This is a genomic window from Klebsiella sp. CN_Kp075 (assembly GCF_040065055.2).
In the GTDB taxonomy this organism is placed as follows: Bacteria; Pseudomonadota; Gammaproteobacteria; order Enterobacterales; family Enterobacteriaceae; genus Klebsiella; species Klebsiella aerogenes.
Window position 1 is genome coordinate 4,715,097 of record NZ_CM198050.1, and the last position, 14,236, is coordinate 4,729,332.

At 55.8% G+C, this 14,236-nt stretch carries 11 protein-coding genes, 1 tRNA gene and 1 pseudogene; 9 read left to right on the forward strand and 4 right to left on the reverse strand.

Annotated elements, in window-relative coordinates; all coding sequences use genetic code 11:
* Window position 1: 1 nt before the first annotated feature.
* Window positions 2-898, reverse strand: coding sequence for a hypothetical protein (locus tag ABLV78_RS22430; RefSeq protein WP_047046164.1), 897 nt, complete (start codon window positions 896-898; stop codon window positions 2-4).
* Window positions 899-900: 2 nt separating this feature from the next.
* A complete protein-coding gene (locus tag ABLV78_RS22435) occupies window positions 901-2,367 on the reverse strand; it encodes a hypothetical protein (RefSeq protein ID WP_047046167.1) in 1,467 nt (488 codons plus the stop codon).
* A 175-nt stretch (window positions 2,368-2,542) separates the two neighbouring features.
* Here ABLV78_RS22435 and ABLV78_RS22440 point away from each other — a divergent pair, with 175 nt between their 5' ends.
* A complete protein-coding gene (locus ABLV78_RS22440) occupies window positions 2,543-3,436 on the forward strand; it encodes a BrxR family helix-turn-helix transcriptional regulator (RefSeq protein WP_047046169.1) in 894 nt (297 codons plus the stop codon).
* Between the two features lie 409 nt (window positions 3,437-3,845).
* On the opposite strand, the pseudogene ABLV78_RS22445 reads toward ABLV78_RS22440, so the two are convergent.
* Both ABLV78_RS22445 and ABLV78_RS22450 read right to left on the reverse strand, forming a co-directional pair.
* Window positions 3,846-4,912: pseudogene (locus ABLV78_RS22445) on the reverse strand (tyrosine-type recombinase/integrase); the annotation flags it as partial.
* A 222-nt stretch (window positions 4,913-5,134) separates the two neighbouring features.
* Window positions 5,135-5,219 (reverse strand) — tRNA-Leu (locus ABLV78_RS22450).
* Between the two features lie 573 nt (window positions 5,220-5,792).
* Here ABLV78_RS22450 and ABLV78_RS22455 point away from each other — a divergent pair.
* The 8 genes from ABLV78_RS22455 (at window position 5,793) to ABLV78_RS22490 (ending at window position 14,139) form a co-directional block, all read left to right on the forward strand.
* Entirely contained in the window at window positions 5,793-6,431 is a 639-nt protein-coding gene (locus ABLV78_RS22455; protein WP_047046171.1) for a carbonic anhydrase, read from the forward strand.
* Window positions 6,428-7,897 carry a SulP family inorganic anion transporter gene (locus ABLV78_RS22460; protein ID WP_047046174.1) on the forward strand — a complete coding sequence of 490 codons (1,470 nt, stop codon included), beginning with the start codon at window positions 6,428-6,430 and terminating at the stop codon, window positions 7,895-7,897. Before ABLV78_RS22455 ends, ABLV78_RS22460 begins: the two co-directional genes overlap by 4 nt.
* A gap of 113 nt (window positions 7,898-8,010) precedes the next feature.
* Window positions 8,011-9,030 carry an NADPH-dependent aldehyde reductase Ahr gene (gene ahr, locus ABLV78_RS22465; RefSeq protein ID WP_015368523.1) on the forward strand — a complete coding sequence of 340 codons (1,020 nt, stop codon included), beginning with the start codon at window positions 8,011-8,013 and terminating at the stop codon, window positions 9,028-9,030.
* A 142-nt stretch (window positions 9,031-9,172) separates the two neighbouring features.
* Window positions 9,173-10,045, forward strand: a complete 873-nt coding sequence (locus tag ABLV78_RS22470; protein ID WP_015368525.1) for a carbohydrate ABC transporter permease — start codon at window positions 9,173-9,175, stop codon at window positions 10,043-10,045.
* Window positions 10,035-10,922 carry a carbohydrate ABC transporter permease gene (locus ABLV78_RS22475; RefSeq protein WP_047046177.1) on the forward strand — a complete coding sequence of 296 codons (888 nt, stop codon included), beginning with the start codon at window positions 10,035-10,037 and terminating at the stop codon, window positions 10,920-10,922. Before ABLV78_RS22470 ends, ABLV78_RS22475 begins: the two co-directional genes overlap by 11 nt.
* Before the next feature lie 10 nt (window positions 10,923-10,932).
* Window positions 10,933-11,757: a glycerophosphodiester phosphodiesterase GpdQ gene (gene gpdQ / locus ABLV78_RS22480; RefSeq protein ID WP_042894202.1), complete on the forward strand. Its 825-nt coding sequence runs from the start codon at window positions 10,933-10,935 to the stop codon at window positions 11,755-11,757.
* Between the two features lie 5 nt (window positions 11,758-11,762).
* Window positions 11,763-12,836: an ABC transporter ATP-binding protein gene (locus ABLV78_RS22485; RefSeq protein ID WP_042894203.1), complete on the forward strand. Its 1,074-nt coding sequence runs from the start codon at window positions 11,763-11,765 to the stop codon at window positions 12,834-12,836.
* Entirely contained in the window at window positions 12,829-14,139 is a 1,311-nt protein-coding gene (locus ABLV78_RS22490) for an ABC transporter substrate-binding protein (RefSeq protein WP_047046181.1), read from the forward strand. The genes ABLV78_RS22485 and ABLV78_RS22490 overlap by 8 nt, the downstream gene beginning before the upstream one ends.
* Window positions 14,140-14,236 lie beyond the last annotated feature (97 nt).

Consider the following 14,236-nt stretch of genomic DNA (forward strand, 5'->3'; position numbering starts at 1 on the left):
CTTAAATCTCCGTCAAGCGTTGCGTTTCTGTGGTTCCAGTTGTAACTGGACGTTCATTGAGCGAAGGAAACCCCAGGGTATCAGCTAATGCTGCAATATCGCTTTCAGCTAAAACGGACGACCGTTCTTCTACGGGTGGGCTGATACTCATGACAAAACGCACCGTCTCTTCAATGCCAGTATGGCGCAGATAATGTTTGAGTTTTTGGGTCGGATACCAGTCGGACTCTCCCGACAGACTGCTGTCTTCGGCCAGAAAGCCTTCCTCCTGCAGCAGTTGTATCCAGCGCGTTGCCATTTCAGTTTGCGAGCGAATACTCGAGACACGCCCTACCTTTTCGTCGTGAATACGGGGAATACGTTCTTCCTGCACAAACCTGGCCGTAATAAGTAGGCCATCTACGGTATCGTCACCCTCGGCCTTGCGCTGGGCAATCACCTGGTCGGCAACATTATTGAGCCTGGCTACCACCGAGGCGGCATTAATGGCGTTACTCTGACCGAACTCGACACGAACGGTGTCTGGAGTTGGAAACAAATCAGCCAACAACGCAATCAGTGTTAAGCCTGCAAACAGGCGCTGTTCTTTCCGTTCCTTACCCTGTTGCTCAGCCATTGTTTCAGGTAGCAAGCGTTTGTTCAGCCAACCCAAAGATGGGGAAAACGGACCTCGTCCATCTGCAGCCAGTAATACCCCGTAGGTCTCATGAATCCCGAGATACCGCAATTTCATACCTGTCGCGACGCCACGGATAATCTCTGCGAACAGGGCATCACCTTGCAGATCAAGCGCACGTTGAATCAGCTCGTCCCCCATTTTATATCCCAGTGAATTCATAATTACCTGCGTGGCAATCTCGGCGTAGCGTTTAGCTTGGTGATGCGTGTTGTCGTACATAACTACTCCTCAAAGGGGTGTAAGGGAGCGACCGTTAACAGTTTGATATTGTCAGCCCGCCAGAGCGTTGTTTCGATAGCGTCGTCTATCTCTACTTCTATTGCGGGATCGCTGTTAGCTGCCAGGCTGCCAATATGAAGTAAACAAACCTGTTGTTCTTGTTCGGATAATTCTTCGCACTCATAGGCGTCGAAAACATCTCTAAAGCTCACATGCCCCCAATTCTTCAATCGGTCACTAACCCAATCGCTGCATTTTTTAATGACGGATTCAGGGATATTTCGCAGGTTGGTTTCAATAGCTACAGGCTGCTCGGTGGGGTCCCGTATCTCATGTGGAAGCGCCTGTTCAAATCTATCGAGATAGAGGTTCAGCAGCGCTTCAGGGTCAAACAGAATGTGCCGATCATCATCCTGTCTTCGGGGAGCCAACAGGCGTGCGGTGAGGCCATCGATTTCCTTTTCGACAGTGTCAGGGGAATGAGACAGTAAGGGCTTGAGTACACCTTTTTCCAGCGTTTCCCGGAAAAGGGTATTATCTCTGGGAATAATGAGTTTCAGACGAGCACGCTCAAAATCTTTGTTAACATCAAGTAAGCAGTCTTGATAGCGCTGCGTAAAAGCGCAGACCTCAGCAAAAATCTCTTGTGCCTTACGTAGCTTATTTAATTTGTCGGGATTTAATTTCGAACTTCCTTCAACCAGCATTTCGGTAATGGCCGACATTGAGTTCTGGATATGTTCCAAAACCTCTCGGGTTTTATCAAAGGAATCATTGAGTACGGGACGGATATCGTGTGCATAAGATGCGCTCAAATCACCAGACTGGGCAGCGCGTACTTTCATCCGCATCCCAATGAGATATTGCTCCAGTTGCCGCTGCGTTGATTGGATCTGGTGTACTGCCTTGTCGATCTCACCGCGACGGATGGTTTTAAGCGTGCGCCAGGCCAGAATCGCAGCTCGTTCTATCGGCGTTTCATCCAAACGGAGGGTATAGAAAAGCATTCCTTCATCAGTCAGCGACCAGAGAATATCATCTGAGCCGGATAGCTGATCATAGCGTACCAGACGGACTATCTGCTCTTCGGAATGCGTTCGTTGCGAGAAGTCGTAATAACTGAGACGGAAAGGGTCTTTGATCGCCGCAAAAATCTTGCTGGCAACTTGCGCGTAGTCGGACGCGTCTTGCCCTGGATAGGCTTCATTGAGGTGCCCAACCAGACATAGCTCCGCTTCTTTACGCGTCATACCTGGCTGGCGCTCGCGGTCAGCATAATAAAGCATGGCGTCAAAGAGATACATAATTGCCGCCAGTGCATCAAGCTTGAAGCCATCAAACGGATTGCGCTGTAGGGCGCTGTATATTGAATCCAGCGTCCGCACTACAAGCAACGCGTGAGATTGAATCGTCAGCTCGCGGCGTGCCATAGATTCATTACGAGCCTGCTCCAAAAACCCTAGTGACATAACATTCTCCCTCCGAGACGGAAGTCACTATAGTACTCCCCGCCCAATTAAGCAAAGAAACTTTGCTTAATTTTCTTTAGTAACAATGTTATTTGTTTTGATGACATTCGCCTTCTATACTTAGTCCGTATATCAAACCGCAATTGATTAACCTGCAAATAAGAATAAAACTGATATGTACTACTCAATGTTTCTTGATAAACACAAATCCCCCCTCAGCCACGCACAATGGTTGCGCTTGCGCTATATTGAGCGCCAGCTACTGTGGGAACGAAAAGTCACTTCGCGCATGATTGCTGAAGAGTTTGGCGTCTCGGCGCAACAAGCTCGTACTGATGTAAGAACCTATATGGAGGTCGCTCCAGGCAACGCTATTGAGAAGGGAGCCGGCCGAAAAGGGTATTTCCCCAGTATGACGTTTTCGCCTGTTTTGCTTGGAGACAACGATCTGGTCTGGCGTGCGACGGTAGAATTTCAACCGCCACAAGCGGCCCACGCGCAGGAAATTCCGCTCATCCATCGCGCAGTACATAGCCGCACGCTGGCAATTTTTTTGTCAGCAATCGAACAGAAGGGACAAGTAAAAGTGACTTATGCGTCAATGGAAAACCCGGAAGGCATATCCCGTACACTAAGCCCAACGGTAATTATCACTGTTAACGGGCGCCAGCATGTGCGAGCCTATGACTGGGGTAGTTCGGCGTTTAAGGACTTTGTTTTGGCGCGATTTCTGGACTTACCGGAACTGATTATTCCTGCCCCCCCCCCTCCGCGCAAAGATTCCGCGTGGGAGGTCGTAATCCCCGTGCGTTTTATCGCCAATCCAACACTAAACAAAGCGCAACAAGAGGTAATTAAGCGGGATTACATACTTGAACCATCTGAATTCAGCATTCGTGCACCAATGATTTTTTATTTATGCCCTGAAAACAATCTGCCGAAAACAGATGATGAATATGCACAAGCTACTGACGCCAGCAGCCACGGCCCCTTTGTCTACCCTGTTCTAGCTGTGCACGCCCAAACAGGTGAGCCTATTCATAAGTACCGCCATGCAGGTGAAAGATAGACATTCTGTTTACTAATAATTTATAGCCATTTACGGTAACTGTTCCTGTATCAGAGATATGATGCAGGAATATAAAACGCCTTCCACCTATAAATAATGATTTATTAATTTCTAATTCAGTTAAATCCCCCAAATCTCCTCTATGGCCAGAATTTAGCGGTTAATTAGCCCTGAAACAGGGACGTTTTTTTACTGTTTCAACTACTACCCGGGGTTAAACTGTAAGTATCCCGGCGGCTTTCCAGTTTTTCGGGCCTGCCTCAGGATCGGCAGAACGGAAACCCGCTTTTGCCGATAATTCAGACGCTGTCAGCCAATCCGAGTCAGCGAGTATTCTGGCTTTCAGCTCCTCCAGTTGCCGGTCATTGCGCTCCTGGAAACTCATATGATCGAGTGCGCCTCCTGGCGACTTTTTGAAGCCATACGGCACAACATGCCTGAACCGGTTTGCATCCAGATAATCCGCCCACGACTGCATCATCTCCCGACGTTCTTCGAGATGCTGCGCCTTGTGGATATACGCCGCCCGCGCGCGCTTACGCTCCTGATGGCTCATCTGGCGCTCTACCGCGTCGCTGCCCACAGGCCTGACTCCACCAGTTCGATGGCCTGACGTGACAATGGGACCAGGTGTGGGGAGTGCATCTTCGCCCCACGCACTGAATATTTAACGCCGGGGATCGGCTCACGCTCGGAGGGGATTGTCCACATGGCGTTACGCAGGTCAATTTCATCCCAGCGGGCAAAGCGCAGTTCGCTGGAGCGGATAAACAGCAGCAGCGCCAGCTTTACCGCCAGTTGAGTCAGTTGACGGCCTTTGTAATCGTCGATTCTTTCCAGGAAATCAGGAATAAGATTCAGATCCAACGCCGGGTGGTGACGTACTTTGGGCGTGGAGACCGCACCGGTTAAATCTGATGCAGGATTATGATCGATAATGCCGTTCTGGACGGCATAGCGCATCACGCAGGCAGTGCGCTGCTGAAGCCGGGAAGCAACATCCAGTTTGCCCGCTTTCTCCACCTCCTTGATGGGCACCAGCAGATCTTTGACCTTCATTTTGGTGATGTCGAAACTGCCGTTCGTGGGAAAGACGTAAAGCTCGAAATAACGCAGCACCCGCTTCTTATGTTCCGCCGACCAGTTCACGTTACTGGTGACCCATTCGCGAGCCACAGACTCAAACGTGTGTTCCGGCGTTATAGCAAGGCGTTCAGCCTTTCGGTGTGCGCTCGGATCGATGCCGGAAATCAGCAGTAATTGGGCCTCTTCACGCATGCGTCTTGCCTGTGCAAGCGTCAAAAGCGGATAAGGGCCTAAAGCGAGCTTTTTCTCTTTGTTTACAAAGCGGTACTTGATGTACCAGCGTTTTGAACCGTTAGGGTTAACCAGCAGGTAAAGTCCATGCGAGTCACTGAGCTTATACGGCTTGCCACAAGGCTTGGCGTGGACTATAGCGCGATCTGTTAATGCCATTTGGGGGCCTCACTATTATCGAACTACGTCTAAGCCCCCAATTTGGCCCCCAAATCGTGTGGATGTCAATGGATGAAAAATGACCAACATGGAAAGACCACAAAATAAAAATGGTTATTACTGAAAAATAAATTATCTTTGAATTACAGACGGATATGGACGAATTCGGACGGAAATGGACACAAAAAAAGCCACCCTTAGGCAGCTAATTATTGCATCACTTGGTGCCGAAGGCCGGACTCGAACCGGCACGTATTTCTACGGTTGATTTTGAATCAACTGCGTCTACCGATTTCGCCACTTCGGCACTGAAGGGATACGGAAAACGTTTTGGATTATACCTGTCGATAGCCGCCATGCAAGCGACAGCGTGCATCAGTCGTGCTAAGTGTTGAAAAAAACAGCGCAATCCCACAAACGAGCGGTGCGGCGTCACATTTTTCAGTCATCAATGCGCAGCAAACCGGCTTCCTGGCCTTCACTTCCCTGCCCCTACGAACAACACATCACCAATCTCGCCCCAACTTTTCTCAAATCCATCTCACATTACACCCTCATCGCGCCAACGTTTTATCGCCGCCAACCATAAGCATTTACGCTTCCTCAAACACTCAATATAAGATTCCAGAATAATTAAAGTAATTAATTTATATATTCCATAAAAAACTACCCTATCGCTTTTTCTTATTACCGCAATCCTTAAGCATTTATTAATTACGTCAATATTTTTATAACTTTACATTAATGAAAAGTTTTGTTTTCGCTCTTTATTCCAGGATTTTCCTCAGGCGTGAAAGTTCCAGTAAATACTATTTTTACTAGTCGCTGTACGAGTCTCGATGGACATCTTCACTCGGTGAATTTACTCAGGAGAAAGACTGTGACTACCTTAAAACCTTTACTGGCGCGTAACCGCAGCTGGGCGCTGCAGAAGTGCCAGCATGACCCGGAATATTTTGAAAAACTGGTAGCCGGGCAGCGGCCACATTCGCTGTGGATTGGCTGCTCCGATAGCCGCGTTCCCGCCGAAGTGCTCACCGGCAGCCATCCCGGCGAACTCTTCGTCCACCGTAATATCGCTAACATGATTGACCCCGCCGACGACAACTTTATGAGCGTATTGCAATATGCCCTCCACTATCTCGAGGTCGAACGGGTGGTGCTCTGCGGCCACTACGGCTGCGGCGGCGTGCAGGCGGCGCTGTCGTTGCCGGAGATGCCGCTGGCCCACGAGTCCTCGGCGCTGGCCCGCCGCATCGGCTCGCTGCGCGATACCCTGCAGGGTGATATCGCTACTCTGACGCTCACTGACCCTGACGCCGATGCGGCCGCGGCGCTCAATGCCCTGGTGGAGGCCAACGTTCGCGCCCAGTTCAGCCGCCTGCTTGACTGTGACCCCGTACAGACGCTGCTCGCCAGCGGACGGCCGCTCAGCCTGCACGGCTGCGTCTACGATCTGGCATCCGGCCATCTGACCACTCTCGTCGAACACCTCTCACCTCAGGAGCATGCCCCATGAATACTCTTCGTCAGGACTCTCTCGCAGGCATTGTCGTCTTCCTTGTCGCCCTGCCGCTGTGCCTCGGCATCGCCCAGGCCAGCGGCTTACCGCCCTTTGTCGGTCTGCTGACCGGTATCATCGGCGGCCTGGTCGTCACCGCCCTCAGCCCTTCCCGCTTCGCCGTCAGCGGCCCCGCCGCCGGACTGGTCACCATCGTCGTCGCCGCCATCGAATCCCTGGGTTCCTTCTCCATCTTCCTGATGGCGCTGGTGCTGGCCGGCGTGCTGCAGCTGCTGTTCGGCATCCTGCGGGCCGGGCGCTTTATTTCGCTGGTTCCCGCCAGCGTCATCAAAGGTATGCTTGCGGCGATCGGCATCCTGCTGATTATGCAGCAGATCCCCGTCGCGCTTGGCAGCGCAGAAGAGACCGGGCTCGCCGATATCGTACAGGGTAACGCCACCTTCTCCCTCAGCGCTATCGCCGTCGCCCTGGGCGGCCTGCTGGTGCTATGGCTGTGGGGTTCGCCGCTTATCCGCCGGGTGACGAGCCTGCGCTGGATCCCCGGCCCGCTGATCGCTGTCCTGCTCGGTTGTGCCACCACCGTATTAATGACCCAGGCCGCACCGCAGCAGCTTGCCTCCCTGCCGCGCATTACCCTGCCGGAGTTCGGCAGCCTCGGCGATCTGCTGGGCGAGCTGGAGTCTCCTGCGTGGAGCGCGTGGCGTAATCCGTCGGTGTGGGTGGTGGCACTGACCCTCGCGCTGGTCGCCAGCCTCGAAACCTTGCTCAGCCAGGAGGCGCTGAAAAAACTGCGTCCGCAAAATCCGCCGCCTTCGCCGAACCGCGAAATGGTCGCCCAGGGCGTCGGCAACCTGCTCTCCGGCGTACTCGGGGCGATGCCGATCACCGCGGTCATCGTCCGCAGCTCGGTCAACGTCAGCAACGGCGCACAGAGCAAACTGTCGATCTTTATCCACGGCGTACTGCTACTGATCTGCGGACTGTGGTTTAGTGGCCTGCTGACGTTAATCCCTCTCGCCAGCCTCGCTGCCGTGCTGCTGTATACCGGCTATAAGCTGGCGACGCCGCGGCTGTTCATTGAACAGTTCCGCCAGGGCGCCGCACAGTACGTCCCCTTCCTTGCCACCATTGGCGGAATTATCGGCTTCGGCATGCTGGCGGGGATCGGCATTGGCCTCGCCACCCAGGTGGCGTTCAGCATCTGGCGTAGCCATCGCCATTCGCTGCAGCTGGCGCGCTACGACGATCACTACGTGCTGCGCATCCAGCAGAACCTGACCTTTTTACACAATCCGCATCTGCTGGCGCTGCTGGCGAAAATTCCGGAAAAGAGCGTGGTGATCGTCGAGCACGATAACGTCGGCTACCTTGACCCGGATGTGCAGGCGGTGCTGGATGATTTTGCCGAGAGCGCGCCGCAGCGCGGTATCCGCCTCAATCAGTGGCCGCTTGCCAGCCGCTGACCGTCTCCCGGGCGGCTGGTCCGCCCGGTTATCCACCCCTCCTAATGTCAAGCGACGCCTGTTGCCATGCTCTACACTTTCTTCGTTACTACGCCAACCCCAAGGAAACAAACATGAGCATCATTAAAAGTTACGCCGCCAAAGAAGCGGGCGCCGATCTGTCGCTGTGGGAGTACGATGCCGGCGAACTGTTGCCGGAAGATGTTGAAGTCGAGGTGGAGTACTGCGGGATTTGTCATTCGGACCTGTCGATGATCGATAACGAATGGGGCATGTCGAGCTACCCACTGGTCGCCGGTCACGAGGTTATTGGTCGGGTGGCGGCGCTGGGCAGCGCGGCACGGGATAAAGGGCTGAAGATTGGTCAGAAGGTCGGGATCGGCTGGACGGCGCGCAGTTGCGGCCACTGCGACGCCTGTATCAGCGGCAATCAGATCAACTGCCTGGAAGGCTCTGTGCCGACCATTATGAACCGCGGCGGCTTCGCCGATAAGCTGCGCGCCGACTGGCAATGGGTGATCCCGCTGCCGGAGAGCATCGATCTGGCTTCCGCCGGCCCGATGCTGTGCGGCGGCATCACCGTCTTCAAACCGCTGCTGACCCACCACGTGACCGCCACCAGCCGCGTCGGCGTGATTGGTATCGGCGGCCTCGGCCATATCGCGATTAAACTGCTGCGGGCGATGGGGGCGGAAGTGACCGCTTTCAGTTCCAACCCGGCGAAAGAGCAGGAAGTGCTGGCAATGGGGGCCGACCGCGTGGTGAACAGCCGCGATCCGCAGGCGTTAACCGCGCTGGCCGGTCAGTTCGATCTGATCATCAACACCGTGGCGGTGGACCTTGACTGGCAGCCGTACTTCCAGGCGCTGGCCTACGGCGGCAACTTCCACACCGTCGGCGCGGTAATGAAGCCATTCCCGGTTCCGGCCTTTACCCTGATCGGCGGCGACCGCAGCATCTCCGGCTCGGCGACAGGTAACCCGTCCGAACTGCGTAAGCTGATGAAATTCGCCGGGCGTAGCAAAGTGGCGCCAACCACCGAACTGTTCCCGATGTCGCAAATTAACGAAGCCCTGAAGCACGTGCGCGAAGGCAAAGCCCGCTATCGCGCGGTACTAAAAGCCGACTTCTGATTGGTATTTACCGCCGGGCGTCCCATGCGCCCGGCGCTTTTCTCCTTGCTTCATCAAACCGTCATCTCCCCGCCATTCCCCTGTAGTCATCGCTTCCCACAATCCGGGCTTCCATAAACGCCTGAACGAGACGCCCGTCACCATGAATAAGCGCTGGCTCCCCTGGCTGATACTGTCGCCTTCCCTGTTGTTTTTACTGCTGTTTACCTGGTTTCCGCTTGGCCGTTCGGTCTATGACAGCCTGTTTGATACCCGCATGGCCAGCGACGGCGCGCAGTACGTCGGACTGGATAACTTCGCCCGCCTGTTTGCCGACGGCGTTTTCTGGCAATCGCTGGTCAATAATCTGCTCTATATCCTGCTGACGGTGGTACCCGGCGTGACGCTCGCTCTGCTGCTGGCGGTGGCGCTGAGCGAGAATCACCGCGTCAACCGCTGGCTGCGCACCGCCTTTTTCTTCCCGATGATTATCCCGATGGTCAGCGCCGCCGCGCTGTGGCTGTTTATTTTTATGCCCGGCCTCGGCCTGCTCGATCACTATCTGGCGAAGCTATTTGGCCCTCAGAACAACAACTGGCTGGGGCGCAGCAACAGCGCGCTGCTGGCGCTGGCGCTGATTGGCGTGTGGAAATTCGCTGGCTACTACATGCTGTTTTTCCTCGCCGGGCTGCAGAGCATTCCGGCCTCAACGCGGGAAGCAGCGCTGATGGAAGGGGCCAGCCGCACCCAGGTGTTTTTTAAGGTCACGCTGCCGCTGCTGCGCCCGACGCTGAGCTTTGTTATCACCACCGCGCTGATTTACTCCATTACCCAGATTGATCACGTCGCGGTGATGACGCGCGGCGGGCCGGATAACGCCACGACCGTGCTGCTCTATTACATCCAGAATCTCGCCTGGGATACCCACGACCTCGGCAAAGCCTCCGCCGCCACATTCCTGACGCTGGCCGGGCTGTTTGCCTTCTCGCTGATTAACCTGAAATTGCTGGAAAAAGGAGCCCACTATGAGCGCTGAAATCTCACCGCTGATGGTCCGCTCGCCCACCGCTGCGCGTCCGCTGTGGTTGCGCCTGCGTCGCTCACAGCCCTTTACCCTGACGGTAATCATGTGCTGCCTGGCGCTGCTATGGGTGAGCCCGTTTATCTGGATGCTGGCGACCTCGTTCAGCGCCACCACCTTCGGCGAAGATATGGCCTCATTGCTGCCCCGTCTGCCGCTGACTCTCGATAACTTCCGCGACGCCTGGAATAGCGCCGACTGGCTGAGCCTGTACGCCAACACCCTTATCTTTACCTTCGGCACTTTCTTCGTGCAGCTACTCACCATCACCACCGCCGGCTACGTCTTTGCCTGCCACGAATTTCGCGGCAAGAAAACGCTGTTTCTGCTGTTCCTCGTCCAGTTGATGATCATGCCGGTGGTGATGATGGTGCCGAACATGCTGACCCTGAAAACCTTCGGCCTGCTTAACACCCTGACCGGCGTAATGATGCCCTACTTCACCTCGGCGTTTGGCGTGTTTCTGATGCGCCAGGCGTTCCTCGCCATCCCGAAAGAGCTGGAAGAGGCGGCGCTGATGGAGGGCTGCCGCTGGTGGCAGGTGCTATTCCGCGTACTGCTGCCGATGTCCTGGCCGTCGGTGCTGGCCTTCGCCACCGTCAGCATTACCTACCACTGGAACGAGTACCTGTGGCCGCTGATGATGCTCAACGATCCCGATAAGCAGGTGCTGACGGTCGGGCTGGTCTCTTTCGCCATGGGCGCTGAATCCGGCGGCCAGTGGGGCACCATCGGCGCCGGAACGCTGATGGTCTGCCTGCCGCTGATGCTGGCGTTCATCCTTTTCCAGAAACAGTTCCTGCGAAGCTTCGGCTTCTCCGGGATCAAATAAGGAGTTATTCATGCTGTTAGCGCACATTTCCGATACCCATTTCCGCAGCCGCGGCGAAAAGCTGTACGGTTTTATCGACGTCAATGCCGCCAATGCTGATGTGGTTTCTCAACTTAACGCGCTGCGCGAACGCCCGGATGCGGTGGTGGTGAGCGGCGATATCGTCAACTGCGGCCGCCCGGAGGAGTATCAGGTCGCCCGCCAGATCCTCGGCAGCCTGAATTATCCGCTGTATCCGATCCCCGGCAACCACGATGATAAAGCGCTGTTTCTGGAGTACCTGCAGCCGCTGTGCCCGCAGCTCGGCAGCGATGCCAATAATATGCGCTATGCGGTTGACGACTTCGCTACCCGCCTGCTGTTTATCGATTCCAGCCGCGCCGGCACTTCAAAAGGCTGGCTGACCGACGAGACCATCAGCTGGCTGGAGGCACAGCTGTTCGAGGGCGGCGACAAACCGGCAACGGTGTTTATGCACCACCCGCCGCTGCCGCTGGGCAATGCGCAGATGGACCCGATTGCCTGCGAAAACGGCCACCGTCTGCTGGCGCTGGTAGAGCGTTTCCCGTCGCTGACGCGCATCTTCTGCGGCCATAACCATAGCCTGACCATGACCCAGTATCGCCAGGCGCTGATCTCCACCCTCCCCGGCACCGTCCATCAGGTACCGTACTGCCACGAAGACACTCGCCCGTATTACGATCTCTCGCCGGCTTCGTGCCTGATGCACCGCCAGGTCGGCGAGCAATGGGTGAGCTACCAGCACTCGCTGGCCCACTACGCCGGGCCGTGGCTGTACGACGAAAACATTAGTTGTCCAACGGAAGAGCGCTAACCGCCATGCTCAGTCTGCAAAACATCAGTAAACATTTCGACGGTAAACCAGCGCTCAGCGCGCTGTCGCTTGATATCCACGAAGGCGAATTTGTGGTGCTGGTCGGCCCGTCGGGCTGTGGTAAAAGCACCCTACTGCGCCTGCTTGCCGGGTTGGATCAGGTCAGCGAAGGCGAAATCTGGCTGCATGATGAGAACATCACCGACACCACGCCGCGCGAACGCAATTTTGCGATGATCTTCCAGAACTATGCGCTGTTTCCACATCTCTCTGTGCGCGACAACATCACCTTCGGCATGAAGGTACGCAAGGAAGAGAAAAGCGGCTGGCAGCCGCGGGTAGATAAAGTCGCGCAGATGCTGCAGCTGGAGGCGCTGCTCGATCGCAAACCGGCTAAGCTCTCCGGCGGCCAACGGCAGCGGGTAGCGATGGCGCGGGCGATCGTGCGTAATCCGCGGCTGTTCTTAATGGATGAACCGCTGTCCAACCTCGACGCCCGCCTGCGCAGCGAAGTCCGTGACAGCATTATGGACCTCCACCAGCAGTTGAAAACCAGTACCGTCTACGTCACCCACGATCAGACCGAGGCCATGTCGATGGCCGACCGCATCGTGGTGATGAACGGCGGCCACGTGCAGCAGGTAGGACGGCCAGAATATCTGTATGCCAACCCGGCCAATCTGTTCGTGGCCGGATTTATCGGTTCGCCAGCGATGAACCTGCTATCACTTCCCTGCGTTGACGGCAACGTTCAGCTTGGCGAACTACGCCATCCGCTACCGCCGCGCCACCGCAGCCAGACCCGCGTCTGGCTGGGCATTCGCCCGGAACATATTACCGACCGCGTGGAGCAAGGCCATCTGCGCCTGCCGGGCACCGTCCTGCAACGAGAACTGATGGGAGCCGATTATCTGCTCCACGTCAGCACGCCGATCGGCACCCTGCGCTTTAGCCGCCGCCACCGCGGCACGGTACCTGAAAAAGGCGAATCGCTGATCCTCGGCTTCTCGCCTGCCGATGTGCATCTTTTTCATGCTGAGACCCAGCATAATTTACTGATGGAGACAGACCATGTTTAACCCCCTCACCGCCCTGACGGTTGGGCTCAGCCTCGCCCTGAGCGGCGCGGCGCTGGCGAAAGAGAAAATAGACTTCATGTTCCCGGCTCCGGTAGACGGCAAGCTGACGATGGAGATGACCCGCGTTATTAAAGCGTTCAACGACTCGCAGCAGGATGTCGAAGTACGCGGCATCTTCACCGGCAACTATGACACCACCAAGATCAAAGCCGAATCCGCACAGAAGGCCGGACAACCGCCGGCGCTGGTGATCATGTCCGCCAACTTCACTACCGATCTGGCGCTGAAGGATGAGATCCTGCCGATGGACGAACTGTTTAAATATGGCGATCAAAAGGCTGGCGATTTTCTGCAAAAGGAATTCTGGCCCGCGATGCATAAGAACGCCCAGGTGATGGGCACCACCTATGCGATCCCGTTCCATAACTCGACGCCGATACTCTACTACAACAAGACGCTGTTCGATCGGGCCGGGATCACGCAACCACCGCAGACCTGGGCCGAGCTGCTGTCTGATGCCAAAAAGCTGACCGATGAGAGCAAAGGCCAGTGGGGGATCATGCTGCCGTCGACCAACGACGACTACGGCGGCTGGATCTTCTCGGCGCTTGTGCGGGCCAACGGCGGTAAATATTTCAATGAAGACTATCCGGGTGAGGTTTATTACAACTCGCCGACCGCTATCGGCGCTCTGCGCTTCTGGCAGGGTCTGATCTACAAAGACAAAGTGATGCCTTCCGGGGTACTGAATTCGAAGCAGATCAGCGCTTCATTCTTCTCCGGCAAACTTGGCATGGCGATGCTCAGCACCGGCGCGCTGGGCTTTATGCGCGAGAACAGTAAAGATTTTGAACTCGGCGTCGCCATGCTACCAGCCAAGGAGCAGCGCGCGGTGCCGATCGGCGGCGCCAGCCTGGTAAGCTTTAAAGGCATCAACGACGCGCAGAAGAAAGCAGCCTACCAGTTCCTGACTTATCTGGTGAGCCCGCAGGTGAACGGGGCGTGGAGCCGCTTTACCGGCTACTTCTCGCCGCGCAAGGCTTCTTACGATACGCCGGAGATGAAAGCATATCTGCAGCAGGATCCGCGGGCGGCGATCGCCCTTGAACAGCTGAAGTACGCGCATCCGTGGTACTCCACCTGGGAGACCGTCGCCGTGCGTAAGGCGATGGAGAACCAGCTGGCGGCGGTGGTCAACGATGCCAAAGTAACGCCGGAAGCCGCGGTACAGGCGGCACAGAAGGAAGCTGACGCGCTAATGAAACCTTATGTTGATAAGACCGCGCTGGGAGAAGTGAAGTAGCACAGGTCTGTTGCGGGGCGCCCGGCTTACGGCGTAAACGCCCAGGCCGGGTGACCAACCGCCCCCAGCGCAGGATGCGCCGGGGAGATTTTGCGAA